Here is a 23,910-nt window from a genome sequence, read left to right as displayed (position 1 = left end):
GCAACTACCTAGGGCTTCTAGGTCACTCAATTAGAAGATAATCCTCAGGGTGGCTGTTGGCTTAAATCGATGAATACGGAATGGCTTGGTAATGCCTGGACCATCTGCTTGTTACTCTTCCTCCTGGCGATTTGCCGCTTGAACGAAAGCGGTTGGCGATTGGCCAAGCACCTTACGAAACATGCTGGAGAAAGCGGCTGGACTGTCGTAGCCGAGTTCCAACGCGGTGCGAGTAACGGAACTGCCGGATAGCAGTTTGGGAATAGCAGCCATCAGGCAGGCCTGTTGACGCCATACGGCAAAGGACATGCCTGTCTGCTGACGGAATAGGCGATTGAAGGTGCGCTGGCTGCGATGCAACTGCCGGGCCCAGTCCTCGGGGAGGCTGTGAATATGTGGCTGGCCGAGAAAATCTCGGCACAGACTGGCTAATTGAGGGTCATGGGGCAGGGGAGCAAACAGCGGCAGGGCCTGAGCCTGTTGCAGTTCGTATAGGAGTAATTGTGCCAGGGCACCGTCGCGGCCGCTTTCATCATAGAGTGCGGGTATATGGGCGGAAGCCAGCAGCAGGTGATGCAACAGCGGCGTCACGACCAGTACCTCACAGCTGCATGAAGCGCGTGGCGCGACATGGGGCTCGATATACAGGCTTCGCGTGCTCACCCCATTCATACGCACTTGATGGCGCTTGCCCGCAGGCAGCCAGACACCGCTATAGGGCGGCACCATCCAGGTGCCGTCATCCGTATTGACTTCCATCACGCCTGTCATGCCATAGAGAAACTGGGCGCGGCGATGGGTATGAAAGTCAAGGAGTGTGCCAGGGCTGTAGTCAGTGCCGATGGCCACCATGGGCCGTGCCACATGATCCACGTCTGTTAGAGGAGTATTGAGCATAATCGTCATTCTGGCCGAAATGCGATGATTATTGTCCAAAAGACGAATGTCGGCCAGTTCCAGCCGCAATATTCTCTCTGCTATTGAGTCTTATTAGGAGAGTGGCGGTGTATAGCATATTACTTCTTTGTGGCGGTTTGGCGGGCGTCACCACCGTACTGTTCGGTTTCGGTGGTGGGTTTGTGGTGGTTCCCTTGCTGTATACCTTACTGATTGCCGTCCATGGGTCGGATAGCGCGACGGGTTTGGCGGCCATGCATATTGCGGTGGCCACCTCGACTGCACTGATGATCTTCGCGGCTTCAATGGCAACATGGCGTCATCATCGGCGACAGACCGTGCAGTGGCATCTAGTGCGCCCATTAGTTGGTTATATCGCCATGGGGGCGGTGCTCGGCGCGGCAGTGGCAGTATCGTTAAGTGGGAACTGGGTCCGCTGGGTTTTCATCGGCTATCTGTGCATCACTATTGCGGATGCCGTTCTGCGGCCTGGTTTTCTGCATCAAACGGGAAGTGATGTGCGTCCTATAGGGCGTGCGGTAACAGCAATGACGGGTACATGCATTGGTACAGTGGCCGCCTTGCTGGGCGTGGGTGGTAGCGTGATGACCGTGCCGCTCATGCGACGCAGAGGGGCCAGTATGACGGCGGCCACGGCCATGGCCAACCCGTTGTCGTTGCCCATGGCGGTGAGTGGCACCGCGACATATGTGTTGCTGTCGGCCAATCACACAGCGTTAGGAAACGGGTATGCAGGTTATGTGGATCTGCGCGCCTTGCTGGTACTTGCGGTGGGCTCATGGCTCGGTATCCGCCTAGCGTCGATCTGGATCGGGCGCATCCCTGATCGTATTCATGCCAGGGTGTATTTGCTATTACTGACAGTGGTGCTGGTGGTGATGGTTTTCATACATTGAATCGGCCCAGGCTTTAGCAAAAGACTGTTTGGCTGAGCCAAACGCAAAACGCAGATGGGTACAAAGCCTGAAAACGTCTGATGCACATTGCAGAATGTTTTTTGATAAAGTTTGATTAGCCTTATAGCAGGCTAATGAACGTTTTTGCAGCAAAAAAAGATATACGCTGCATTGAAGGGAGCTTGCTTTGGAAATGCATTGAGCTTGTAAACCTAAAGAAAGCGATCATGAATGACCAACAAATCCAGATATTCACCAGCGAAGATGGACAAACACACATTGAGGTAACGCTGGAGCAGGAAACCGTGTGGTTAAGTTTAGATCAGATGACTAACCTATTTGGGAGGGATAAATCTGTAATATCTCGCCACATTCGCAACGTCTTTATAGAGGGTGAACTTGAAAGGGAGTCAGTTGTTGCAAAAAATGCAACAACTGCCGCTGATGGTAAAATCTATCAGGTCGAATACTACAATTTAGACGTGGTTATCTCAGTGGGTTACCGTGTGAAGTCTCAGCGCGGCGTGCAGTTTCGCAAATGGGCCACCCTGGTACTAAAAGACCACTTGGTTTATGGCTATACACTCAACCAGCAACGCTTAACCGAGCGAGGAATAGAGTTCGAGCAGGCGGTGAGTTTGCTCAGCCGCACCTTAACCAATCAAGGCTTGGTCTCCACAGAAGGTGAAGCCGTCGCCCGCGTGATCAGCGATTACGCACGCTCTTGGAGTTTGTTACAAGGCTACGATGAGCAGCAATTAGCTGAATTAAACATCAAGCAACCTGATATGCAGTCGCTGGGATTGGAAGAAGCCTTGAAAGCTATTGGCGAGTTGAAGCACACCTTAATCGCCAAAGGTGAGGCAACCGAGCTGTTTGGAGCCATTCGGCTTAGGCATGTTGATATTTAAAATACAAAAGGGCCGTTCGTTAAACCACGAACGGCCCTTTGTGCGTCTATGCGTAATTGCAAAAAGGCTTAAGCCTCCTCAACCCCATCCACAATAAACACGCGGTAGTCAGCATCCTGGAAAAGACATTATTGTGCCGACCATCGCTCCGGAAGCTTTCGACAATTACTTAAAAGCCGCTGCTCCAGCCGCTCTAGCAGAGTCTGCTCAGAGCCTTTATGAGCTACGGTACCCAGTGTGGTAAGGGTGCTGTCGATGGCCGCTGGCATGCGTTCAGCGAGTTCGAACCCTTGGCGTAGGAAATAACGTGGTTGAAAGCGTAGTGAACGGGCCACTGCTTCGAGATGAGAACGCTCAATGTTGCCGGGACGATCCTCACCGTTGATGCGAAGTGCAAAGCGTCGCGAGAGTCCGCTGTAGAGCGTCGTACTCATCAAGTCGTAAAATGGCGCCAACCGAGGGCCTTCGTCAGAGTAGAGAATGGCGAGATTCTTGGCGTGGCTGTCGTTGTTGCCGATCAGCAAGTTGAAGAATAGCCAGCCGATCAGGCGCTGCAGATCCTTGGCTGGTGTTCCAACCTCCTGCAGGAGTTCACGACAGAGAATGAGGCCTGGGCCGCCGTCGCTTTCATATTTGATCAGCGAAGGTGTGCCAGCGAGCTGGCAGAAATCGAGCTGATGCAGGCGCCGTAAGTTGCCGTGTGCATCGGGAATGCGATCGTATCGGCGCACAAGGCAGGCGCGGGTTTCGGGCTGGTAATTCGCCTCGGCGACGTCAAACCCAAGTTCAGCGGCCAACTGCATACAGAAGGTTTCGTTGAGGGCGGTGGCCCATACACCTTTCAAGCCTTGAATGTCTGGCTTGAGAATATGGCTAGAGGGTGCCGATCCTTCAGGTATGGCGGGGGTTCCGTCTGGCTGCACCATCAGTAGCAATTTATTTTGAGCACCGGCCAAAGATATACGTGGTTCTTCGCCCTGTTGCGAAATCAAAGAGCCACGTTCCCGGTGTTGTAAATGCTCTGCTACGCTCTCCCAACTGATAGGCTGATAGTGTGGTTGGGCCGGTGACTCGTCCGGTGGCATTAAGGTGAAGCCGCTAGCCGTATCCCCACCAATAGCTTTCAGCAGACCGAAAACGGTCGTGGTGTGGTGGCGAAGCTCTAAATGATGGCGCAGATCGCCTTCTGGTAGCAGGTTTTCAAAGTAGGCCAGCACGTTATCGCCAGCATGAACCTGCTGCGTGAGCGGCAGCGAGGGTGAGAGACTTACCGCTTTGGAGTACTCCAGCCATTCTAGAGCATACTCGAAGCGCAGCGGTTGGATATCGTAAAGCCAACCGACGACTTTCTCGCCTTGGTAAACTGTTAGCGTATCGTCACTTGCCATGACGGTCGCCACCCTTGCGTCGCACGATGACCTCAAGCCCTAGCAAATCCAGTACATCCAACACCTTCTGCAATTGAAGAGTCGGCTTGCCTCGCTCCAAGTCAACGATAAAGCGATTGCCCGTGCCCGCGAGGCCAGCTAAGTCGTACTGTAACAGTCCTTGCTCGCTACGCAGCTGGCGCACCAGTTTACCGAGGTCTTCGCTTTGGCGAATGGTAGTGGTTAGAGGGGCTGAAATATCATTAGTAGGCATGAGAACCTGCGATTTAATTACCGTTCGGTAAGTCTAAGCCTAAACTTAGCACCTAACAACTTATAAGTTACCGATCGGTAATTATTGCTACGTATAAGGATTAGAACTTAATGCTAGTTACCGTTCGGTAATTATACGGGGCATCTTTGAATTTGATGGGTTCGCTGGCGCCGAGCTGCTGAAAACATACGTGGTCTGCTGTTATCAAGCCGCGATAAAAAAGGCCGTTCGTTAAACTACGAACGGCCTTTTGTGCGTCTATGCGTAACTGCAGGAAAGGCTCTTAAGCCTCCTCAACCCCATCAACAATAAAAACGCGATAATCAGCACCCTGAAAACGATGCTTGCGGGCTTCCTGGTAGGCGTCGCTTTGATACCAGGCGCGGGCGGCGGCCATGTCGGAGAAGCGCAGGATTACCGCGCCTTCCATGTCGCTGCCTTCCATTACTTCGAAGTCACCGTAGAAGGCGAGCGGCTTCGGGTCGTGGCCTTCGCGGGCGGCTTTGGCCTTGGTGGCGTATTGCTCCATTTCCTTGGCGTCGTGAGTGCGTTCACGAGTCAGTACAACGTAAGCCGGCATTCCATTCTCCTTGGTTAATTATCAGGAAAGCTTCTTTAACAGCGCTTCGGCGGTGGCTTCAGACGAGCCGGGGTTTTGCCCGGTAATCAGTAGGCCATCGACGAGTACGTAAGAGCTCCAGTCATCGCCTTTACTGTATTCGCCGCCGCTCTCTTTGAGCATATCTTCGACTAAAAACGGTACCACGTTTGTCAGACCCACGGCGTCTTCTTCGCTGTTGCTGAAGCCGGTGACTTTGCGGCCCGAAACCAGCGGTTTGCCGTCGCTGCCTTTTACATGGCGAAGCACGCCGGGGGCGTGGCATACCGTGGCGACCGGCTTGTTGGCGGCAATGGCGTCTTCGATCAGGCGCACGGACGTGGCGCTCTCGGCCAGATCCCACAGCGGGCCGTGGCCGCCGGGATAGAACACCGCGTCGAACTCGGCGATATCGATATCGGCAAGCTGATGAGTGTTGGCCAGTGCTGCTTGGGCGTCAAGGTCCGCTTGGAAGCGGTTAGTAGCCTCGGTCTGGGCGTCCGGTGCATTGCTGCTGGGGTCGAGCGGCGGCTGGCCACCGGCGGGGGAGGCCAGGGTTAACTCGGCGCCTGCGTCGATGAAGGTATAGTAGGGCGCAGCTAGCTCTTCGAGCCAGAAGCCGGTCTTGTTGCCGGTGTCGCCAAGTTTATCGTGCGAGGTAACCACAACGAGAATTTTCATGATTGAGACCTTTCCTGGGTGAGAGAGCGGTTGGGGTCGAGGTTTAATAGCGCGTAGGTGGCTTTGAAGGCGGCATCCAGCGGCACCCGGTCGCGGGTAATCTTGGCGCGCAGGCTGGCGCCTAGCCATAGCTGGTAGAGGGTGGTGGCTAGTTCCAGGGCACTGCCTTGAGCGCTGACAGATTGAGGCAACGAGCCATCGGCAACCGCGGCTTCGATCGACTGCGCTAACCTGGCAATAATGCGCTCGGTGCCCTGTTGCAGCACGCAGCGCATGCGTTCTGAAAGATCACTGACTTCAGCGGCAAGCTTCACCGCCAGGCATTTGCCGCTGGGGTCGCAGTGGTGTTGGGTATCCCGCCAATGTGCCCAGTAGCTGAGCAAACGTTCAGCATGGGAAGCGCCCGGCTGGGTAAGGCGTTCTTCCGTCTGCGCGAGATACTCAGTGAAGTAGCCTTGCAGTAGCGCTTCGCCAAACGCTTCTTTGGAGCTGAAGTAGTGATAAAAAGAGCCCTTGGGCACCCCGGCGGCTTTGAGGATCTCGTTAAGGCCCACTGCTGAGAACCCTTTGCCACCGATGATGACCTGGCCGGTGTTAAGAATGTGCTGCCGGACATCGCCGGTGACTGGTGTCATGTTCATACCGCTAGCTTACGCCTAATTAGACCAGTCGTCTAGCGGGCTTGATTGGCCGCGTCTATGGTTACTGTTCCCACATTGGCTTGAGCGGGCCGCCCACCGGAGCAGTGTCTGGAATGGTGACGGAAGCCACTCGCGCTTGTGCCGCTGCAAGCTCGGCCGGGTCGCCGCGCTCGTTCTCCGGGTCTTGTCCTGGTGGGTAGGCGCCGACCATGCAGAAATCGTCGTCAGCCTCTACGCAGGCATGCCCAACCCCGGCGGGCAGCACCAGAACATCGCCTGGATAAAGCACTGTTTCTCGGCCATTGGGACCGCCCAGTCGGGCTCTTGCCTGACCCTGAAAAATGCCTAGCGCCTCGTGGGCGGTGGAGTGGAAGTGGTCAAAATCATATAGATAGTAACGCCACGCTGGCGGCCAGCCGTGCTGCTTGAACATGCTTTCAAAAGCATCGGCCCGCTCATCTGCACTGCTGAGGTCAAGAACCTCGCGGTAAATCAGTACAGGCAGGGGGGAATTGGGATAGCCGCTCGTTTCATCGCTGTCAAAATGGAGTATTTCGGGCTGTGGGATGCGCACTGTGGCCTCCTTGCCTATGCCTTCTTAAGCTCAGTATGAAGTTTTAAGACTCTGCTGCCGTTCTCTTGCTTGATTAAGTACGCGGGGTTCTTCTCGCTACCTTTGCGAGTTACCTCGCTGCCCTGCAGTTTGCGGGTTACTTCTTCCTGAAATTTCCGGGTCACTTGGCCTTCGGCCCAGCTGTCTGCCCATTTCCATTTCACCCACTCGCGCTGCTTGAAGTCCGCCATTGCAAAACTCCTTTACTACAAACACTGTTCAAGCATTGTTCGTTTTTCGGGTTTCTGCAATGTCGGGCTTCACCACTGCTGTTGCAAAACAAGCGAACCTTCTGGGTTACTTGGGTAGCCTCGCAATCACTTTGATTTCAAAATCGAAGCCTGCCAGCCAGTTTACGCCGACCGCCGTCCAGTTTGGGTAGGGTTTATCTGGGAACGCGCGGGTCTTGGCTTCCAGCACGGTAGCGAATTGAGTTTCAGGGTCTGTATGGAAGCTTGTGACATCGACGATATCGTCAAAGCTTGCGCCCGCGGCGTCCAGCACGCTCTGCAAGTTGTCGAAGGCAAGCTGAACCTGTGCGGCGAAGTCAGGCTCAGGCGAGCCATCTTCACGGCTACCCACCTGGCCCGATACAAATAACAAGTCGCCCGAGCGGACGGCTGCAGAATAGGCATTCTTGTCATAAAGAGCCTGTCGGCCTTGGGGATAAACTACGTCACGCTTTGCCATATATTTTCTCCATCAGTCGTTCAATGCAGGTCTGTCCGTTGGGTGAACCTACTCTAGGCCTGCCTTCAAGCTGGATAAACGGAGAATCCTGATCAACACTGTTCGCACTTTCCAAACAATCACAAGGCGGTATCGCTGTAATGGACCGTTTCAATGCAATGCAGGCATTTGCTCGGGTCGTCGAGACGGGCAGTTTTACCAAGGCCGCTGAAACGCTGCATATCAGTAAAACCAGCGTGACCCAGCTGGTGCAGCAGTTGGAGGCACGGCTGCGGGTAAAACTTCTCAACCGCACCACACGCAAAGTTAATGCGACGGCAGATGGCGCGGCCTACTACGCGCGCGTTATAAAACTGTTAGCCGATATGGATGATGCTGAAACCAGCCTCTCCAATGCGGTGGTTTCGCCTCGCGGACGGCTTAGGGTCGATGTGCCCAGCCCGTTTGCGCGAATGATTTTGATACCGGCACTACCGGCTTTTTACGCGCAGTATCCCGATATTCAGCTCGATATGGGGGTAAGCGATCGCATGGTGGATTTGATTGATGAAAGCGTGGATTGCGTGGTGCGCGGCGGAGAACTTACCGATTTATCTTTGGTGGCGCGTCGGGTAGGGGAGCTGAGGATGGGGGTTTACGCCGCCCCCAGCTATTTACAAAAGGCGGGGGTACCGTCGCATCCGCGAGCGTTATCCGCTCCGCCTCATTACATCGTTAGCTTCAAGTGGCGTGCCGGTTTGGCTTCTCTCTATACCCTTCGCCGCGAAGCAGAGAGTGTTAGCATCCAGGGACGCCATAGGATTACAGTCGATGATGGCAATGCGGGGCTAGCGGCAGGTTTGGCGGGGCTTGGTGCGATTTTGCTACCTGATTACATGGCCAGGGAACACGTCGCACGGGGTGAGCTGGTGCCTTTGCTTGAGGAGTGGCACCTTAATCCCATGCCAATGTTTATCGCGTTTCCGCCCAACCGTCATGTAAGCGCCAAGCTGCGTGTGTTCATTGATTGGGTAGTTGCACTAATGGCTGAGCACGAGTCTGGGCATGAACAAAACCGCTCATAGACTAAAGTTCAGGGGCGCGAATCGCTCTAGACGCGGCTTTACTTGGTACGCTAGCTGGGGTTAGCATTAAGGTTTCAAGTGTACGGTCACTTCTCCGTTTCCCGTGTCGAGTTAAGGCGAATTCATGATCATTTCAAGCCCTTCTGATTACCGGCAGGCTGCCAAGCAGCGTATCCCTCGTTTTCTGTTCGATTACCTTGATGGTGGCTCGGTGACCGAAAGCACGCTGCGCAATAACGTGGAGGCGCTACAGGCGATTCCTCTGCGTCAACGCGTACTGCAGGGTGGTGGCACACCATCGCTTGAAACCGAGCTGTTTGGCAACCGTTGGAAAATGCCGTTGGGGTTGGCACCTATCGGGGCAACGGGAATGTACGCCCGGCGTGGTGAGGTACAGGCCGCGCGTGCAGCCGAGAAAGCCGGGGTTCCCTACACGCTTTCCACGGTGTCGGTGTGTTCGATTGAGGAAGTGGCGAAAAATGCCCACGGCGAGCTTTGGTCGCAGCTTTACGTATTGAAAGATCGCGGCTTTATGAAAAACGCCCTGGATCGCGCCTGGGAAGCGGGCATGAAAACACTGGTGTTTACCGTGGATATGCCGCTGCCGGGCTCGCGTTATCGCGACCGTCGCTCGGGTATGTCGGGCCCCAATGCCAAGCTGCGCCAGTACGCTCAGGCAATCACCCACCCGCAGTGGGCGTTCGATGTGGGACTCAAGGGCAAGCCGCTGTCGTTCGGTAATATCGAGGCGTATACCGGACGCCAGATGAACATGGACGACTACATGGGGTTTCTGGCCAAAAACTTCGACCCTTCGATTAGCTGGAGCGAGCTTGAATGGATTCGCGATAGCTGGAAGGGCAAGCTGATCATAAAAGGGCTGCTGGACAAGGAAGATGCGCGAGACGCGGTGCGCATGGGGGCTGATGGCATCGTGGTTTCCAACCATGGCGGGCGCCAGCTGGATGGGGCCATTTCCACCGCCCAGGCGTTGCCGCATATTGCCGAAGCCGTGGGCGATGAGCTGACGGTACTGGCAGACTCCGGTATCCGCTCTGGGCTTGATGTAGTGAGAATGCTGGCGCTCGGCGCGAAAGGCGTGCTGCTGGGGCGGGCTTACGCTTACGCACTGGCGGCAAGAGGTGAACAGGGCGTTTCTCATCTGCTCGACCTGATCGCCGCTGACATGCGCGTCACCATGACGCTGATTGGCGCCAACTCACCTGCTGAAATCAACTCTCGTCATCTTGATGCCGTGGTCAAAGAGCTGAAAATGAGCGAGTAGCGCGCGGTTGCAGCGCCATTAAATTGGCGAATATTGGCTGATAATGGCATCAATCGGTATCATATCGCTGAGGATGTTCATCATTACGCCATTTATCGCGAGCTCTCATGACCCAATCTAAAACGCCCTTCATTGTGGTGCTGAGCCTGGCATTGACCATGATGCTGGGCCCGTTTTCCATGGATACGTATCTACCGGCTTTCCCGGTCATCGGCGAATCGCTGGGGATTTCTCAGCAGGCGGTATCGCTGAGCGTATCGGTATACGTGTTCGCGATGGCGTTGGGTCAGTTAATTGGCGGTGCGCTTTCAGACCGCTTCGGACGCCAGCGGGTGCTGATGAGTGGGCTGGCGATTTTTGCGATCTCAAGCATTGCCATCGGCATGGCGGATTCCTTGAACACCTTGCTGGGCGGGCGGGCCATTCAGGCGATTGGCGCGGGTTTGACCTTGGTGTCGGTACCGGCGCTGGTGCGCGACCGGGTGGCGGGCCGCGACGCCGCGAAACTGTTTTCGATGATGGGCTTTATCATGGTGCTGGCGCCGGGGATTGCGCCGAGTGTGGGCAGCGCGATTCTAGCGCTAGGCTCCTGGCACTATATCTTCTTCGCCTTGGCGGCATACGCGGTGCTGCTGGTGCCGTTGCTGGTGCGAGTACTGTTTTCCGGCAAGGGTAAGGTGTCACGCGCCAAAAGCCCGCAGATGAGCCTGCTGGCGCGTTACAAGCTTGTGCTATCTACCAAGCCAGCACTGCCGTTCATTGCCTGGCAGGCCGCGTCTTTTTCTACCCTGATGATGTTCATCACCTACGCTTCCTTTATCTATCAGGGACACTTCGAGCAGTCGCCTTCGAGTTTTTCGATGCTGTTTGCGGCTAACATCGTCGCCATGCTTATCTTCAATATAATTAATCGGATACTGCTTTCCAGATTGCCGTCGTTTCGCATTCTTCAGTTGGCAACGGGCTGCCAGGCGGTCGGCATATTATTGCTGGTGATGGCTGCCTTCATGGACTGGTCAATGTATGCCTTCCTGGCCGCCATGATGCTGACCATCGGCACGGTAGGGGCAATCTCACCCAATATTCAAGCCTGCTTTTTGGAGTTCTTTCCTACCAGCGGTGGCACGGCTGCAGCGCTTTTGGGGGCGGCCCAGTTTGGTATCGCCGGGATATTAAGCGCGCTATCCGCCGTGCTGCCGCATACGCTTGAAGCGGTCGTTCTGGCCATGGCCGCCTGTGGTTCGGTGGCGTATCTGCTGCTTGTCCGCTCGATCATTAAAGGGCGTGCCGCAGTCGAGGCGTCTTGAGCCCAACAGCACCCCTTGCCAAAAGCCCCGTGTTATCCAGAACACGGGGCTTTTTTATTAAGCATCTGTTGAGCTTACTAATTGTTCGAAAAGTGCTTCTATGGCCTGCTCAGTCGGTGTTTCGTTGGCAAACAGTATGCGGTACATCAGAGGCGCCACTACTATTTGGGTGACCAGTTCTATATCTATCGGCTGCTCTCCTCTGGCGAGGCCGCGTTCGTTGATTACTTCGATCTGCTGACGCAAGAAGCCATCACATTTACCTGCGCTGGTATGGCCTTCTGTGCCTAGAACATCGCGGAGCATCGCCCGCCCTGGGGCTGATGACATTTCCTCAAAGTACTCAACAAGCCAGGCTAATAAGTCGCTACGCAAACTTCCCGTATCGGCTGGCGGCTGCTCTGGCTGTAGTTGCTCGACGGCAACGTCGGCCAGTAACTGGGCAAGATCACCCCAGCGACGGTAGATCGTCGAGGGGGTGACTTCAGCGCGTGTGGCGATAGCGGGCACCGTAAGCCCGGCCCGGCCTTGCTCTTGTTGCAGCTCTCGAACGGCTTGATGAACGGCAGCCTGAATACGAGCGCTGCGGCCACCTGGACGGGGGGTGGGTTTGTTGATCATGTGCTCCTTCAGTGCCTATTCGTCGGTACGGTGCAATAAATCACTAAAGCAAAATATTTGCGTTAGTGATTTATTGAGATTATGCTCTTTAAAGCTAATATTTTGCCTTTTGAGAGAGATCATGTCCATCAACGATTCTGCTCCCCTCCGCCGTTCCTCGAACTGGAATCTGTCTTCCTCCCGTTCTGTTTTCCTGCACACCGCGACAATGATTGCCTTTTTGGCAGCATCGAGTGCGCCTACCCCCCTGTATCAGCTTTATCAGCAGCAGTGGAGCTTTAGCGCAACACTGTTGACGGTGGTTTTTGCCGCTTACGCACTGGCACTGCTTTTGGCACTGCTGGTGACGGGGAGGCTTTCAGATCATATTGGCCGACGCCCGGTTATTACCTTGGCGTTGTCGCTACAGATCATCGCTATGGTGGGCTTTTTGTGTGCGGCCGGGCCGAGTTGGCTGATTGGTGCGCGCGCTCTGCAGGGCTTTGCCACTGGTATGGCTACTGCGGCAGTTGGTGCGGCGATACTCGATGTTGGTCGGGAGCGGGGAGCTGTGATCAACAGCATCTCACCGCTGCTTGGCATGGCAGCCGGTGCGCTAGGCAGTACCTCGTTGGTTGTATTGGCGCCTGATCCGCTGCACATGGTGTACGTGTTACTGCTGGCTATTTTTCTGGTGTTGCTGGGCTTGATTTGGTTGGCGCCGGAGACGGCGGCGAATCGCCCGGGGGCATGGGCAAGCCTGAAACCACGCCTTACCGTGCCGCCGCAAGCGCGCAAGGCTTTGTTATCTGTCACCCCTGCGAACATGGCAGTGTGGATGCTAGGTGGTTTTTATCTATCGCTTATGCCATCGCTGGTCGTTGACGTTACGCATGTAAACACGCCATGGCTGGGTGGGTTTGTCGTCGCAGCACTAACGCTCACCGGCGCCACAGCGGTTCTGGCGGCTCGCAAGTTGCGTTCTTTTACAACCCTCTTGTCTGGTGAACTTGCTTTGGTCGCAGGACTGGTCGTCATTTTGGTCGGGGCTAACCAGGGAAACGCTGTCTTGCTGTTGGTCGGGTCGGTCATTGCGGGGTTCGGGTTTGGCGCGAGCTTTCTCGGGGCTGTGCGCAGTGTTCTGCCGTTGGCCGAGCCCCATGAACGTGCTGCGCTGATGGGCGTGTTTTATATCGAAAGTTATCTGGCTCATAGCGTGCCCACGATGGCTGTCGGCTTCCTGGCTCAGAAGGCCGGCTTGCTGGCTGCGGTCAATATCTATGGTGCGGTGATCACTGCACTGGCCTTGCTCGCCATTATCCTGCTGCTTATGCAAGCGCGCACTTCAATAAAGAAAGGAAATCAAGCATGACTGTTCAAAATGTCTCTCCTATGTCCGCCGAGGAAACTCTGGCTCTAGCTACCAGCCTGGGGCTGCCCCTGGACTCTGAACGTGCGCCAATGATTGCTGATGTGCTGCATCACATACACACGGTCATTGCCCGGCTTGACGAATTACCTATCGATGAATCATGCACTCCTTCATTTGCCTTTGATGCTAGCCAGGGGAACAAACCATGCTAAACCCATTAAACCTGACACTGGCCCAAGCCAGTGCCGCCATCGCGGCACGCGAACTATCGCCAGTAGAATTGGTGGATGCAGCCTTGGCGCGTATTGGTGAGCGAGAGCTCGAGATCAACGCTTTTGTATCTGTATGGGAAAAAGCCGCCCGTCAGCAGGCACTTAAGGCCGAGCGAGACATTCAACATGGCCGTTATCGTGGGCCGCTGCATGGAATTCCTGTCGCACTGAAAGACCTGTTCGATATTGCTGGCCACCCCACCACTGCCAGCTCCCGTGTTCGGGACGGTCATCGGGCAGAGGCCAACAGCGCGGTAACGGATGCCTTGCTGCGTGGCGGAGCCATAATCCTGGGCAAGACACATACGCATGAGTTCGCTTTCGGCCTGACCACACCACAAACGCGCAATCCGCTTGATCCACAGCGTACGCCGGGGGGCTCTAGTGGGGGGGCTGCAGCAGCGGTTGCTTACGGCGGAGCCTGGGCAGCCATGGGGACCGATACCGGTGGCTCGATTCGGGTGCCCGCAGCACTTTGCGGGCTGGTCGGATTCAAGCCGACGTATGGCTTGGTTTCTCGCCACGGCACTATGCCCCTGGCCTGGTCGCTCGATCATGCGGGCCCTATGGCGCGCACGGTAGAGGATGTTGGCCTGTTATTGCAGGCAGTGATGGGCTTTGATGCGCGCGACCCTGCTAGCCGTACTCCTCCTGCCTCTTTCGATATCAACGCACAGTCGAGTGTGCATGGGCTGCGTGTTGGTATCCCACGTAACTATTATTTTGACCACGTTGCGGAGCCAGTCGCTGCGGCTGTTAGGCGTGCGGCAGCACATCTGGAACAACAGGGCGCCGTGCTGGTGGAGGTGGATATTCCGCTGGCTGACTACCTTATTCCGGCTCAGTGGGGCCTGATGGTGGCCGAGGCAGCAACCGTACACGCCAAGGACATACGCCAATCAGCATCGCTATACGGTGATGATGTACGCACCTTGCTCGAAGCCGGACAACTGCTGCCAGCAGGCGTTTATCTGAAGGCGCAGCGTGCCCGAGGCCTCATCGCTAAGCGCTGGTGTTCCCTGTTTTCAGAGATCGACGTTCTGCTGACACCCACCGTGCCCCAGACAGCAGCAAGCTTGGAGCAGGATACGTTTGATTGGGAAGACGGCAGCCAAGAGAGTGTCTCCGAAGCGTATGTGCGCTTATGCGCACCCGCCAATGTGACAGGACTACCCGCACTGACGGTGCCATTTGGTAAGGATCATCAAGGGCTGCCCGTAGGCGTCCAGATTATGGGCAAGGCATTTGATGACGCCAAAGTGCTACAGGTTGGGCGTGCCATTGAGCAGCCTCTTTCCCCCATTTAACAGGCATTAAGTTTCGATAAAGGGGTGTGACGTTAAGGCTGCTACCAAGGATTGCTTGATAGTTGCCTTAAGCACCAGGTTGTACAGAACGGCCAAGCACATCCACATCTTCTTCAGGCCTGTGTCTCCATATCAGCAGTAAATGCATGCTTACGCTTGCATGCCCCATGCCGTCCCAACGGTATCATCATCGGTTTTCCGGTTACCGGGTCGTCGATGACGCGGTTTTCCAAGCGCAAAGATATTGCGCTTACGGCTGGCCATGCAAAATGCGCGAAAGTGAAGCTTCGATATGGCGCTGCATGGACGTTCTTGCCTGCGTTTCATCAGCCGCACGAATAGCCTCAATGATCGCAGCGTGCTCCTGGGTGACCTGTTTGGACTGAAGAAACCTGGGTAAATCCGATGTTTTTTGGCCTAGTTTGGCAGAAAAAATCACCCCAGTTTGTAGGGCTAATATGGAGCTAAGAAGAAACTTATTACCCGATGTTTTAGCAATTTGTAGATGGAAATCAAAATCCTCCTGAGTGCCTTGTCCGCCATTTCGAAAGACTTCTTGTAAATTGCGGCTCTTGGCTTCAATACGCTCAATATCACTTTCGCTACGTTTTGATGCAGCTAAAGCCGCCGACTCAGTTTCAATTAACATTCGGAAATCAAACAGCGCAATCATGTCGCTAAAGTTGTTAACAAAATTTGGTGCATCAAGTGCTGTAGTGGGTCTTGCGACGACAAAAAGTCCAGAACCTTGGCGGGATGCTACAAGGCCTTCAGCTTTCAGTTGCGCAACAACTTCCCTTACCGCGCTGCGACTTAACTCATAGCGGCTCGATAGCTCAGCCTCTGTGGGTAACCGCGAACCGCGAAGATATTGGCCGCGAAGAATCCAGCTTCGCATGTCCTCATGTAAGTCTTTAGTCTTTTCTACCTTAGTCTTTGTTGTCACGTTTAATAACTCCTTATTTTATTTATTCTACTTTTAAAACAAAGCCATATTTCCATTTTTCTAAGCTCACAACAAACAAATTGATAAATTTGTTTAGCCGGAGTGTACTGTCAAGGGCGGGTTGAAAACTAATAAGGAGTTAATAATGCGAGCACGTCATCAACTAACAACTTTTCTTCTTGCGTTGTCGTTAGCACCTTTAGCTCAAGCTAATGACTTTGTGTTTGGTCATATCTATGAGGCAAGCCATAGTCATCATAAATGGGCGCTATGGGCGGCTGAGGAAATCGAAAAGCGCAGCGAGGGGCGGCACAGTATTGAGGTTTTTCCTTCATCCCAGCTAGGTAATGAGGTTGAGCTTAACGAAGGCCTCGACCTGGGGACGGTAGACATCATTTATACCGGTAATGCATTCGCGGGGAATGCTTATCCGCCGATTGCGCTGGGTAGTGCGCCTTTCGTTTTCCGAGACTTTGATCACTGGATGGCTTATTCAAAAAGCGACCTTTTCCAGGAACTTGCCGAGGGGTATGAAGATACTACCGGGCATGTACCGCTTGGTTTGATCTATTTCGGCCAGCGCCACGTCACCGCCAATAAGCCGATCCTTACCCCAGATGATATGCAGGGCATGAAAATTCGTGTGCCGGATGCTCCGCTGTTACTGATGTTCCCCAGAGCGGTGGGGGCCAACCCTACGCCAATCGCCTTTTCGGAAGTCTACCTGGCGCTTCAGCAAGGTGTGGTTGATGGCCAGGAGAACCCTTTGCCCATCATCCAGGCGATGAAGTTTGATGAAGTACAGTCCGATATTTCGTTGACCGGGCATATCTTTGATAGCCAGCCGATCATTATGAACGGTAGCGCTTGGTCACAGCTCTCCGCCGAGGATCAGGCGCTATTCCAGGACGTTTTCAGCGAAGCTGCCGAGCAGGGCAGCCTGGATATCCACCAGCAAGAGCAAGACTTGGTGCCTTGGTTCCAGGAGCAGGGAACGCAAGTGCATGAGGTAGACCGCGAACCCTTCGCTGAAATGGTAAGGCCGAAACTGACCGATGAGAACGCCGGTTGGACCGTTGATCAATACCAGCGTTTGGAGGCGATTGAGTAATGATGGGGGATAAAGGCGATCACCGTGGTGAAGTAGCGGCGATGTCAGCACAACCCGGCCGCGAGAGCGTGGCCGGGAGTGATCTTGAGCAACCGCTTGGCGTCTGCGCGGATAGTCCGCCGCCCAAATGGGTGTTTGAAGATCATGTGGCACTAGGGGTTCTGGTGCTGCTGGGTGGCGTGGTTTTTGCGCAGTTTTTGTCGCGCTATGTATTTAACCACTCCATCGGCTGGACTGAAGAGGGCGCCCGCATGCTATTGGTGCTGCTGGTGTTCATTGGCGCGGCGGGCGCTGCTTCCCGACGTGGCCATATTTACGTGGAAATCCTTGAGCTCATCTTGCCGGATAAGGCGAAGCGTTGGCTGCGAGGATTCAATAACCTGCTTAGCGCAGCATTTTTTGGCTACGTGGCATGGCTTGCATGGCAGGTCGGCCAAAGGGTTTGGCATTCCAGCATGAGTACGCTGCCGATCTCGAAAGGCTGGCTTTATACCGTGGTTGCCGTAGCCTGCGCGGCGATGGCATTTCGTTTGGCCCGCCAGGGCATTGCTTTCTGGCGAGGCAAGGAGGAGAAATGATCATTCTGCTTTTCGTAGCGTTGGCGTGTCTGCTATTGATCGGTGCGCCGGTCGCGGTAGCGTTGGCTGGGTCATCGCTGGTTTATCTACTGGCCTCTGGCCGGATCCCGGATATTATTCTGATTCAGCGCATGGTGGGTGGTGTCGATAGCTTTCCGCTACTCGCTGTGCCTTTTTTCATCCTGGCAGGCAACTTGATGAATGTCTGCGGGGTAACCGAGCGAATCTTCCGCTTCGCCGATGCGATGGTGGGGTGGACGCGCGGTGGCCTGGGGCACGTTAACGTAGGCGCCTCGGTGATATTTGCGGGTATGTCGGGTGCGGCAATCGCTGATGCTGGTGGCTTGGGTGCCGTTGAGATCAAGGCAATGCGCGATAAAGGCTACGATGTTGATTTTGCCGTGGGAATTACCGGGGCTTCCTCGACAGTCGGGCCGATTATTCCGCCGTCGCTTCCGCTTGTGGTCTATGGGGTTGTGGCGTCTGCATCCATTGGCCAGCTGTTCATTGCCGGCATTGTGCCTGGCTTACTGATTGCGGCGATGCTGATGGCGATGGTCGCAGTGATCTCTCATCGGCGTGGCTATCCGATTGGCGAGCGCTTCTCGCTACGCCGTCTGCTTTCTACGTTTATACATGCAGCGCTTTCGCTGCTTATCCCCGTCATTATCGTAGGCGGTATCGTGCTGGGGATTTTTACCCCAACCGAGAGCGCTATTGCGGCCGTGGCCTATGTATTGGTATTGGCAACGCTGGTTTATCGCAGCGCAGGTTGGCGTCAGATCATCACCGTCTTTCGCGAAACGGTGGAAATGACTTCTGTGGTGCTGCTTATCGTTGCCGCCTCTTCGATCTTTGCCTGGATTTTGACGCGTGAAGGCGTTCCTGCTGCGTTCGCAGAAGCGGTGATGACGGTAGCCGATAATCCTATCGTTATTCTGATACTGATCAATCTGATTTTGTTAGTGGTCGGCTGCTTTATGGAGACGGTTGCAGCCATCACCATCCTGACACCCGTGCTGCTGCCACTGGCTATTCAAGCGGGCGTCGACCCCGTTCAGTTCGGCATCATTATGGTGCTGAACCTGATGATTGGTCTACTCACGCCCCCGGTTGGGCTAGTGCTTTTCATTCTGGCTCGCGTCGCCGATATCTCATTCCCCCGTGCGGTAAAGGCAACGCTTCCCTTCATCGCGGCGCTTCTGGTGTCACTGCTGTTGATCACGTTTATTCCTGCTTTGACGCTATGGCTGCCTAGCCTGATTTAGTCTGGAGATTTAGTCGTATGAACCATCTGCAAAATAACCGCTCGGTTGCCCAGGATGCTGTTATAGAGGCGATTGATATGGTGCCCATCGGTAGCTATCTACCGGCGGACGGGGGCTATGGAAGCGCTCGGGAAATCGGCCATGCGCGAATGGCAACTCTCGTTTTCGTGCGTCTATCGGCGGGTATTATAGGTATTGGCGAATGCTATGGCCCGCCAAAGACCACACTTGCCTACCTGGATATCCTTCGCGAGGCTTACGTGGGCAAAAGCGCGTTTGATCATCGAGTGATCTGGCGGCGTATGACGAACGTGCTTTATCACGTACGTGCCCAAAGCCAGCTTGCTGCTGCCGTTAGTGGTTTGGATATCGCCCTACACGATGCCTTGGGCAAACTGCTGGGACTACCGATCTACCGATTATTGGGCGGGGAAGAGCAAGAGTCGGTGCAGGTGTATGCGTCTGGCGGCTATTTCCATGAGCCCGCGGCACTGCCATTGGAAGCGCAGCTCGAACGCGTTGCCGGACAGTTTGAAGGCTACAAGATTAAAATCGGTCATGGCGTCAAAAGTGACCTTGAGCGGATGCAGAGTGCCCGCCAAATTCTGGGTGATGATGTAGCGATCATGGCGGATATTAACGGTGCCTACACGGCGGATATCGCGCTGGAGTCGATGGCTGCTTTGACACCGCTGCGTCCTTATTGGATTGAGGAGCCGGTAGCGCCGGAGGATCTTCCCGGTTTTCGCCGCCTTGCAGCTCGCCGTGCAGGCCGCATTGCAGCGGGCGAGGCGTCGGTCAATGCAGTGGAGTTTCGTGAGTTGGCCGCCACGGGAGGCGTTGACGTTCTAATGCCGGACCTCAACCTGTGTGGTGGCTATGTAGAGGCACTGCGCATCGCTGATATGGCCCATCTCAACGGGTTAAGAATCTCGCCTCACGTCTGGGGAAGTGCCGTTGGGATTATGGCGGCGGCGCATTTCGCGGCCGCGATCCCGCCGCAGCCGCACCCGGACCGAGCCCACACCCCGACCTGGGTTGAGTTCGACGTGTCGGCAGACAACCCGCTGCGTGAAGCGCTTCTGACGGAGCCGCTAACGCTTTCTCAGGGCCGCCTGGCCTTATCTGAATTACCGGGGCTGGGGATAGAAATCGACAATGAGCGGTTGAAAGCACTCAAGATCGATTGCTAAGAGTTGAGTCAGGCGGGTAATGTTCTACCCGCCTGTTCAGGCCAGCCACTACATTAAATACCCCTCTTTAGCTGCAAAAGAGGGGTATTGCTTTATTTACACGCTCCATGCCGCCCCAGCGGTATCATCATCGGTTTGCCGGTTACCGGGTCGTCGATGACTCGGCTTTCCAGGCCAAATACATCACGGACCATCTGTTCGGTAAATACTTCTTCCGGTTCGCCAACCGCGTAGATGTTGCCGCCCGCCATGGCGACCAGTCTATCGGCGTAGCGGGCGGCCAGGTTGAGCTCATGAAGCACCATCACAATCGTTGTGCCACGGGTCTGGTTTAAGTCGGTAAGCAGGTCGAGCACTTCGATCTGGTGGTTGATATCCAGAAAGGTGGTGGGTTCATCCAGCAGCAGTACGTCGGTTTGCTGGGCCAGCGCCATGGCGATCCATACCCGCTGGCGCTGCCCGCCGGAGAGTTCGTCCACCGCGCATTCGGCCAGAGCAGTCATATGGGTAGCACTCAAGGCGTCTGCCACGGCGGCTTCGTCGGCAGCACTCCACCGCTTGAAAAGCCCTTGGTGCGGGTGGCGGCCTCTGCTCACCAGTTCAAGCACGGTAATGCCTTCTGGCGCGATGGGAGATTGGGGTAGAAAGCCCAGCTGCTGCGCTAAACGGCGGGTGGGTAGTCGGTGAATGGCATTGCCATCGAGTAGCACCTCGCCTTGTTCAGGAGTAAGCAGCCGCGAGAGCACGCGCAGAAGGGTCGATTTTCCACAGGCGTTGGCGCCCACAATGGCGGTCGTTTTCCCGGCTTGAACCGTCAGGCTGACGTCATTGAGTATGGTACGTTCGCCATAGCCTGCAACCAGGCTCTGGGCGAGTAGCGACGAAGCGCTCATAGGGTGCCTCTGCTTTTGTTGTCGCGAAGTATCAGATAAACCAGATAGGGTGCGCCTAATACGCCGGTCACAATGCCGACCGGATAGCGGGCGGGTAACAAGAACTGGCCCGCATAGTCGCCCAGTAGAACGAGCAGGGCGCCTACCAGCGCAGAAGGTATCAGCAGCGAGCCGCGATGCGCCATCAGGCGTGACGCAATAGGGCCGGATAGAAACGCCACAAAAGCGATCGGGCCTGAAACGGCCGTGGCAAAGGCGACCAGCGCCACGGCCGAGATCACAATGGTAATACGCGTGGTGGCTAAGCGAACGCCCAACCCCGCCGCGATATCATCCCCCATGCGCAGGGTTTCAAGATCGCGGCTGCGGCTTAACAGCAGCCCGCCGAACAGCAGCAGGGCGATCAACAACGGCAGCGCCTGATCAAGCTGGGCACCGTTTACGCTGCCGGTAATCCAACGCAGCGCTTCTTGTAGCGTCCAGCTGGGGGCGCGCATCAGCAGATAAGCGGTAACGCTTTGCAGCATCGCGGCGAGCCCGATCCCGATCAAGATCAGCCGCCCGCCGGTGACGCCTTGCCGCCAGGAAAGCATATAGATCAACAGCGCAACGCCTAGCCCGGCAACAATTGCCACGACAGATACGGCTGGGCCGCTCATGGAAAACACCACGATAGCGAACACGGCGCCGGTGCTCGCCCCGGTGCTGATGCCAATAATATCGGGGCTGGCGAGTGGGTTGCGCAGCATGGTTTGAAAGGCGATACCCCCCAGGCCGAAACAGGCGCCGGTAAGTATTGAGATAACCGCGCGTGGCAAGCGTAACTCACGCACGGTAAAACCTGCGCCGGGCACCTCGGCACCACCGAGAATGCGTAGCACCGTTGTAAGTGGTGTGAATGACTGCCCCAGCGTTAGGGTCAACATTACACCGGCTAGCAGGATAGCCCCTAAAATCGCCAGCATACGCACGCGCTGTCTGGCTTGCACCCGGCGCATTTGGCTGAACCTGGCGGCTGGTTGAAGCGTCAGGCGGTTCATAGGGAGCCTACTTTGCGGTTGCGTACGATCCAGATAAACACGGGCGCGCCAATAAAAGCGGTGACGATACCCACATCAAGTTCGGAAGGGTGCGCCACCAGTCGGCCAAATACATCTGAAAGCGTTAACAGAACAGCGCCTGCCAAGGCGGAGAACGGCAACAACCAGCGGTAATCGCCCCCGACCAGCAGTCGGCAGGCGTGCGGCACGACTAAACCCACAAAACCAATCGGGCCACATATCGCGGTGATAGGGCCACACAGCAGTACTGCGCCCACCGCCGACATGGCCCGGGCGACGGCGACTTTTTCGCCCAGCCCGGCGGCGGTATCGTCGCCCAGCGCCAGCAGGTTGAGCTTACGCGCGGCCAGTAGGGTGATTACAAAACCAGCAGCCAAAAAGGGCAGCACGGGCGTGATTTGTTCATAGGTGGCGCCGCCGACACCGCCTACCAGCCAGGACTGCACCAGCCCGCCAATATCGCCACGTGGCAATATAACGGCGGTGGCAAGCGAGCTTAATGCCGCCGTGGTAGCGGCTCCGGCAAGCGCCAGCCTAAGGGGCGTGGCGCCACCACGGGCGAGGCTTGCTATCGCGTAAACCGCCACGGCGGCAAGCCCGGCCCCCAGAATGGCCGTCCAAATATAGGCGGTGGTTTCATCGATCCCAAACCAGGCGATGCCGATCACAATCGCCAACGCCGCCCCGGCATTCACGCCTAAAAGGCCGGGGTCTGCGAGCGGGTTACGCGTAAGGCCCTGCATAACGCCACCCGATACGCCCAGCGCGGCACCAGCAAGCACTGCCAGCAGAGTACGCGGCAAACGGCTGGCCACTGCGGCGTCGCCAATGGTGTCAACTTGTCCGCTGAGCGCTGCAATAATCTCTGGCCAGCCAACTTCGCGGGCACCGAACGCTACGGAAAGCATTAACGCAAGGGCAAGCAACGCTAGCAGCAGTAGGCCACCCGCAAAGCGCGTGCTCAGCTTTTTACGCGATTGAGTGGTGCGAGTGGCTGGCCTGAGGTGAGGCGCTGTAACACCGCTACTCTGCGTGGTGGGCGGCTTCTGAGAGCAGGTCAGCATAATCGTCTAACAACCATGAAATCGACATCGGAGTAGGGTTGGCCGCGGTACCCAGCGGGCTATTGTCGAGCAACACGATGGCGCCGCGCTCAACCACCGGAAGCCGGGAGGTCAGCGGGTGGGCTTCGAGCTGGTCAATCAGCGCCTGCCCGCCATAGGTCACGAGAATATCCACATCATTAAGCTCATCGATCAGCTCTGAGCTGATTTCGCCCGAGAATTTTCCGGGGGCCGAGTTCTGTTTGACTACCTCAGGCGAGGTCAGCCCGAGATCATGGAAAAATCGCACCCGCGCATCGTTGTCGGTATAGAACGAGATGCGGCCCAAATTGGTGGGGTCAAGGTGGGTAACGAACATGGCCGTTTTTCCGGCAAGCTCGGGGTGGTTCGCGGCGGTATCGGCAATCTGTGCATCAAGGCGCTCGATCAGCGCCTGGCCTTCATCGCTCATGCCCATGCCTGCACTATTGAGACGGATCATATCGCGCCAGTCCGTCGCCCAGGGCCCTTCGGAGTAGGCGACTACCGGGGCAATCTGGCTCAGGGTGGTATAGTCCGCCTGGCTAAGGCCTGAGTACGCGGCAAGGATGACATCCGGCTGGCTGGCAGCCACGGCTTCAAAATCAATGCCGTCGCCTTCATCGAAGAGCGCCGGGGGTGATACTTCGAGTTCTTCAAGTTTGGCATCGACCCAGGGAAGCAGGCCATCGCCGTTGGGGGCGCCAAAGTTGGCGGCAGCAAAGCCCACCGGTACCACGCCAAGCGCCAGCGGCACCTCGTGGTTGGCCCAGGCTACCGTCGCGATCCGTTCGGGTTTTTCCTGAAGTACCGTCGTGCCCAGGGCATGTTCGATTTCAAGCGGGTATTGCTGTGCGCTTGCCAGCGTTGAGGCAAGCGTAAGGGTGGCAAGAGCTGCCAAGCCGAGCGTTTTGCGGTTACGTAACCAGGTCATTAGGTTCTCCGGTTCAATTATGCAAGCGCCTCCACCCGATAAGTACCG

The 23,910-nt window shown here is 55.9% G+C and carries 27 protein-coding genes; 12 read left to right on the top strand and 15 right to left on the bottom strand.

All coding sequences use genetic code 11. The features are described 5' to 3' along the window. Nucleotides 1–111: 111 nt before the first annotated feature. The gene (locus tag ACT3XD_RS07080; protein ID WP_225736100.1) at nucleotides 112–966 is read right to left on the bottom strand and encodes an AraC family transcriptional regulator; all 855 of its coding nucleotides are present in this window, start codon (nucleotides 964–966) and stop codon (nucleotides 112–114) included. 38 nt (nucleotides 967–1,004) lie between these two features. Here ACT3XD_RS07080 and ACT3XD_RS07075 point away from each other — a divergent pair, with 38 nt between their 5' ends. Together ACT3XD_RS07075 and ACT3XD_RS07070 are read left to right on the top strand one after the other, a co-directional pair. Beyond that, on the top strand, nucleotides 1,005–1,814 hold the full coding sequence (locus ACT3XD_RS07075) for a sulfite exporter TauE/SafE family protein (RefSeq protein WP_192537596.1): 810 nt from the start codon (nucleotides 1,005–1,007) through the stop codon (nucleotides 1,812–1,814). A 134-nt stretch (nucleotides 1,815–1,948) separates the two neighbouring features. Continuing rightward, the gene (locus ACT3XD_RS07070) at nucleotides 1,949–2,725 is read left to right on the top strand and encodes a virulence RhuM family protein (protein ID WP_225736098.1); all 777 of its coding nucleotides are present in this window, start codon (nucleotides 1,949–1,951) and stop codon (nucleotides 2,723–2,725) included. 128 nt (nucleotides 2,726–2,853) lie between these two features. Here the strand turns inward: ACT3XD_RS07070 and ACT3XD_RS07065 are convergent, their stop codons facing one another. From ACT3XD_RS07065 to ACT3XD_RS07030, 8 genes are all read right to left on the bottom strand, one after another. Continuing rightward, entirely contained in the window at nucleotides 2,854–4,113 is a 1,260-nt protein-coding gene (locus ACT3XD_RS07065; protein WP_192537595.1) for a type II toxin-antitoxin system HipA family toxin, read from the bottom strand. After that, entirely contained in the window at nucleotides 4,103–4,366 is a 264-nt protein-coding gene (locus ACT3XD_RS07060; protein WP_192537594.1) for a type II toxin-antitoxin system Y4mF family antitoxin, read from the bottom strand. Before ACT3XD_RS07060 ends, ACT3XD_RS07065 begins: the two co-directional genes overlap by 11 nt. Nucleotides 4,367–4,649: 283 nt before the next feature. Further along, nucleotides 4,650–4,946 (bottom strand): DUF1330 domain-containing protein, encoded by a 297-nt coding sequence (locus ACT3XD_RS07055; protein ID WP_192537593.1) that lies wholly within the window; start codon nucleotides 4,944–4,946, stop codon nucleotides 4,650–4,652. Between the two features lie 21 nt (nucleotides 4,947–4,967). Then, complete coding sequence (locus ACT3XD_RS07050; protein WP_192537592.1) at nucleotides 4,968–5,645, bottom strand: type 1 glutamine amidotransferase domain-containing protein; 678 nt, start codon at nucleotides 5,643–5,645, stop codon at nucleotides 4,968–4,970. Beyond that, on the bottom strand, nucleotides 5,642–6,286 hold the full coding sequence (locus tag ACT3XD_RS07045) for a TetR/AcrR family transcriptional regulator (protein WP_225736097.1): 645 nt from the start codon (nucleotides 6,284–6,286) through the stop codon (nucleotides 5,642–5,644). The genes ACT3XD_RS07050 and ACT3XD_RS07045 overlap by 4 nt, the downstream gene beginning before the upstream one ends. 61 nt (nucleotides 6,287–6,347) lie before the next feature. Then, nucleotides 6,348–6,860 carry a cupin domain-containing protein gene (locus ACT3XD_RS07040; RefSeq protein ID WP_018917972.1) on the bottom strand — a complete coding sequence of 171 codons (513 nt, stop codon included), beginning with the start codon at nucleotides 6,858–6,860 and terminating at the stop codon, nucleotides 6,348–6,350. 14 nt (nucleotides 6,861–6,874) lie between these two features. Continuing rightward, nucleotides 6,875–7,090 (bottom strand): hypervirulence associated TUDOR domain-containing protein, encoded by a 216-nt coding sequence (locus ACT3XD_RS07035; RefSeq protein ID WP_192537591.1) that lies wholly within the window; start codon nucleotides 7,088–7,090, stop codon nucleotides 6,875–6,877. 106 nt (nucleotides 7,091–7,196) lie between these two features. Continuing rightward, complete coding sequence (locus ACT3XD_RS07030) at nucleotides 7,197–7,589, bottom strand: RidA family protein (RefSeq protein WP_192537590.1); 393 nt, start codon at nucleotides 7,587–7,589, stop codon at nucleotides 7,197–7,199. Between the two features lie 140 nt (nucleotides 7,590–7,729). On the opposite strand from ACT3XD_RS07030, the gene ACT3XD_RS07025 reads away from it, so the two are divergent. The 3 genes from ACT3XD_RS07025 (at nucleotide 7,730) to ACT3XD_RS07015 (ending at nucleotide 11,245) form a co-directional block, all read left to right on the top strand. After that, nucleotides 7,730–8,653, top strand: a complete 924-nt coding sequence (locus tag ACT3XD_RS07025) for a LysR family transcriptional regulator (protein ID WP_192537589.1) — start codon at nucleotides 7,730–7,732, stop codon at nucleotides 8,651–8,653. A 124-nt stretch (nucleotides 8,654–8,777) separates the two neighbouring features. Next, nucleotides 8,778–9,938, top strand: a complete 1,161-nt coding sequence (gene lldD, locus ACT3XD_RS07020; protein WP_018917968.1) for an FMN-dependent L-lactate dehydrogenase LldD — start codon at nucleotides 8,778–8,780, stop codon at nucleotides 9,936–9,938. A 107-nt stretch (nucleotides 9,939–10,045) separates the two neighbouring features. Beyond that, nucleotides 10,046–11,245, top strand: coding sequence for a Bcr/CflA family efflux MFS transporter (locus ACT3XD_RS07015; protein WP_192537588.1), 1,200 nt, complete (start codon nucleotides 10,046–10,048; stop codon nucleotides 11,243–11,245). A gap of 57 nt (nucleotides 11,246–11,302) precedes the next feature. Here ACT3XD_RS07015 and ACT3XD_RS07010 read toward each other — a convergent pair whose 3' ends face one another. Further along, nucleotides 11,303–11,866, bottom strand: coding sequence for a TetR/AcrR family transcriptional regulator (locus ACT3XD_RS07010; protein WP_192537587.1), 564 nt, complete (start codon nucleotides 11,864–11,866; stop codon nucleotides 11,303–11,305). Between the two features lie 121 nt (nucleotides 11,867–11,987). Between ACT3XD_RS07010 and ACT3XD_RS07005 the strand changes: the two genes are divergently transcribed. Genes ACT3XD_RS07005 through ACT3XD_RS06995 form a run of 3 tightly spaced genes read left to right on the top strand, consistent with a single transcriptional unit; the run spans nucleotide 11,988 to nucleotide 14,796 of the window. Then, nucleotides 11,988–13,217 (top strand): MFS transporter, encoded by a 1,230-nt coding sequence (locus ACT3XD_RS07005; RefSeq protein WP_225736096.1) that lies wholly within the window; start codon nucleotides 11,988–11,990, stop codon nucleotides 13,215–13,217. Beyond that, nucleotides 13,214–13,429, top strand: a complete 216-nt coding sequence (locus tag ACT3XD_RS07000; protein WP_192537586.1) for a hypothetical protein — start codon at nucleotides 13,214–13,216, stop codon at nucleotides 13,427–13,429. The genes ACT3XD_RS07005 and ACT3XD_RS07000 overlap by 4 nt, the downstream gene beginning before the upstream one ends. Further along, entirely contained in the window at nucleotides 13,423–14,796 is a 1,374-nt protein-coding gene (locus ACT3XD_RS06995; RefSeq protein WP_192537585.1) for an amidase, read from the top strand. Before ACT3XD_RS07000 ends, ACT3XD_RS06995 begins: the two co-directional genes overlap by 7 nt. Before the next feature lie 250 nt (nucleotides 14,797–15,046). On the opposite strand, the gene ACT3XD_RS06990 is transcribed toward ACT3XD_RS06995, so the two are convergent. Further along, entirely contained in the window at nucleotides 15,047–15,742 is a 696-nt protein-coding gene (locus tag ACT3XD_RS06990; RefSeq protein WP_192537584.1) for a FadR/GntR family transcriptional regulator, read from the bottom strand. A gap of 145 nt (nucleotides 15,743–15,887) precedes the next feature. Between ACT3XD_RS06990 and ACT3XD_RS06985 the strand changes: the two genes are divergently transcribed. The 4 genes from ACT3XD_RS06985 to ACT3XD_RS06970 are packed head-to-tail and all read left to right on the top strand — an operon-like array spanning nucleotide 15,888 to nucleotide 19,892. Further along, the gene (locus ACT3XD_RS06985; RefSeq protein WP_192537583.1) at nucleotides 15,888–16,853 is read left to right on the top strand and encodes a sialic acid TRAP transporter substrate-binding protein SiaP; all 966 of its coding nucleotides are present in this window, start codon (nucleotides 15,888–15,890) and stop codon (nucleotides 16,851–16,853) included. Then, nucleotides 16,853–17,431, top strand: a complete 579-nt coding sequence (locus tag ACT3XD_RS06980; RefSeq protein WP_192537582.1) for a TRAP transporter small permease — start codon at nucleotides 16,853–16,855, stop codon at nucleotides 17,429–17,431. Before ACT3XD_RS06985 ends, ACT3XD_RS06980 begins: the two co-directional genes overlap by 1 nt. Then, a complete protein-coding gene (locus tag ACT3XD_RS06975) occupies nucleotides 17,428–18,699 on the top strand; it encodes a TRAP transporter large permease (RefSeq protein WP_192537581.1) in 1,272 nt (423 codons plus the stop codon). The genes ACT3XD_RS06980 and ACT3XD_RS06975 overlap by 4 nt, the downstream gene beginning before the upstream one ends. Before the next feature lie 17 nt (nucleotides 18,700–18,716). Then, nucleotides 18,717–19,892, top strand: a complete 1,176-nt coding sequence (locus tag ACT3XD_RS06970; RefSeq protein WP_192537580.1) for a mandelate racemase/muconate lactonizing enzyme family protein — start codon at nucleotides 18,717–18,719, stop codon at nucleotides 19,890–19,892. Nucleotides 19,893–19,984: 92 nt separating this feature from the next. Here the strand turns inward: ACT3XD_RS06970 and ACT3XD_RS06965 are convergent, their stop codons facing one another. Genes ACT3XD_RS06965 through ACT3XD_RS06950 form a run of 4 tightly spaced genes read right to left on the bottom strand, consistent with a single transcriptional unit; the run spans nucleotide 19,985 to nucleotide 23,862 of the window. Further along, entirely contained in the window at nucleotides 19,985–20,785 is an 801-nt protein-coding gene (locus ACT3XD_RS06965; protein WP_192537579.1) for an ABC transporter ATP-binding protein, read from the bottom strand. Continuing rightward, nucleotides 20,782–21,825 (bottom strand): FecCD family ABC transporter permease, encoded by a 1,044-nt coding sequence (locus ACT3XD_RS06960; protein ID WP_192537578.1) that lies wholly within the window; start codon nucleotides 21,823–21,825, stop codon nucleotides 20,782–20,784. The genes ACT3XD_RS06965 and ACT3XD_RS06960 overlap by 4 nt, the downstream gene beginning before the upstream one ends. Further along, entirely contained in the window at nucleotides 21,822–22,910 is a 1,089-nt protein-coding gene (locus tag ACT3XD_RS06955) for a FecCD family ABC transporter permease (protein WP_192537577.1), read from the bottom strand. The genes ACT3XD_RS06960 and ACT3XD_RS06955 overlap by 4 nt, the downstream gene beginning before the upstream one ends. After that, complete coding sequence (locus tag ACT3XD_RS06950; RefSeq protein ID WP_192537576.1) at nucleotides 22,870–23,862, bottom strand: iron-siderophore ABC transporter substrate-binding protein; 993 nt, start codon at nucleotides 23,860–23,862, stop codon at nucleotides 22,870–22,872. Before ACT3XD_RS06950 ends, ACT3XD_RS06955 begins: the two co-directional genes overlap by 41 nt. Nucleotides 23,863–23,910: the final 48 nt, after the last annotated feature.

Origin of the sequence: Halomonas sp. AOP7-B1-5 (assembly GCF_052353045.1) — a bacterium.
In the GTDB taxonomy this organism is placed as follows: domain Bacteria; phylum Pseudomonadota; class Gammaproteobacteria; order Pseudomonadales; family Halomonadaceae; genus Vreelandella; species Vreelandella colorata.
Note: the sequence above shows the minus strand (reverse complement) of the source record. Positions and strands in the feature narration are given on the sequence as shown.

Coding starts and splice junctions, on each gene's coding strand:
- ACT3XD_RS06950 (WP_192537576.1), bottom strand. CDS start 23,862: ATGACCTGGTTACGTAACCGCAAAACGCTCGGCTTGGCAGCTCTTGCC.
- ACT3XD_RS06970 (WP_192537580.1), top strand. CDS start 18,717: ATGAACCATCTGCAAAATAACCGCTCGGTTGCCCAGGATGCTGTTATA.
- ACT3XD_RS07035 (WP_192537591.1), bottom strand. CDS start 7,090: ATGGCGGACTTCAAGCAGCGCGAGTGGGTGAAATGGAAATGGGCAGAC.
- ACT3XD_RS06975 (WP_192537581.1), top strand. CDS start 17,428: ATGATCATTCTGCTTTTCGTAGCGTTGGCGTGTCTGCTATTGATCGGT.
- lldD (WP_018917968.1), top strand. CDS start 8,778: ATGATCATTTCAAGCCCTTCTGATTACCGGCAGGCTGCCAAGCAGCGT.
- ACT3XD_RS06985 (WP_192537583.1), top strand. CDS start 15,888: ATGCGAGCACGTCATCAACTAACAACTTTTCTTCTTGCGTTGTCGTTA.
- ACT3XD_RS07065 (WP_192537595.1), bottom strand. CDS start 4,113: ATGGCAAGTGACGATACGCTAACAGTTTACCAAGGCGAGAAAGTCGTC.
- ACT3XD_RS06965 (WP_192537579.1), bottom strand. CDS start 20,785: ATGAGCGCTTCGTCGCTACTCGCCCAGAGCCTGGTTGCAGGCTATGGC.
- ACT3XD_RS06995 (WP_192537585.1), top strand. CDS start 13,423: ATGCTAAACCCATTAAACCTGACACTGGCCCAAGCCAGTGCCGCCATC.
- ACT3XD_RS07050 (WP_192537592.1), bottom strand. CDS start 5,645: ATGAAAATTCTCGTTGTGGTTACCTCGCACGATAAACTTGGCGACACC.
- ACT3XD_RS07010 (WP_192537587.1), bottom strand. CDS start 11,866: ATGATCAACAAACCCACCCCCCGTCCAGGTGGCCGCAGCGCTCGTATT.
- ACT3XD_RS06980 (WP_192537582.1), top strand. CDS start 16,853: ATGATGGGGGATAAAGGCGATCACCGTGGTGAAGTAGCGGCGATGTCA.
- ACT3XD_RS06960 (WP_192537578.1), bottom strand. CDS start 21,825: ATGAACCGCCTGACGCTTCAACCAGCCGCCAGGTTCAGCCAAATGCGC.
- ACT3XD_RS07015 (WP_192537588.1), top strand. CDS start 10,046: ATGACCCAATCTAAAACGCCCTTCATTGTGGTGCTGAGCCTGGCATTG.
- ACT3XD_RS07045 (WP_225736097.1), bottom strand. CDS start 6,286: ATGAACATGACACCAGTCACCGGCGATGTCCGGCAGCACATTCTTAAC.
- ACT3XD_RS07025 (WP_192537589.1), top strand. CDS start 7,730: ATGGACCGTTTCAATGCAATGCAGGCATTTGCTCGGGTCGTCGAGACG.
- ACT3XD_RS07060 (WP_192537594.1), bottom strand. CDS start 4,366: ATGCCTACTAATGATATTTCAGCCCCTCTAACCACTACCATTCGCCAA.
- ACT3XD_RS07005 (WP_225736096.1), top strand. CDS start 11,988: ATGTCCATCAACGATTCTGCTCCCCTCCGCCGTTCCTCGAACTGGAAT.
- ACT3XD_RS06955 (WP_192537577.1), bottom strand. CDS start 22,910: ATGCTGACCTGCTCTCAGAAGCCGCCCACCACGCAGAGTAGCGGTGTT.
- ACT3XD_RS07030 (WP_192537590.1), bottom strand. CDS start 7,589: ATGGCAAAGCGTGACGTAGTTTATCCCCAAGGCCGACAGGCTCTTTAT.
- ACT3XD_RS07000 (WP_192537586.1), top strand. CDS start 13,214: ATGACTGTTCAAAATGTCTCTCCTATGTCCGCCGAGGAAACTCTGGCT.
- ACT3XD_RS07070 (WP_225736098.1), top strand. CDS start 1,949: ATGAACGTTTTTGCAGCAAAAAAAGATATACGCTGCATTGAAGGGAGC.
- ACT3XD_RS07055 (WP_192537593.1), bottom strand. CDS start 4,946: ATGCCGGCTTACGTTGTACTGACTCGTGAACGCACTCACGACGCCAAG.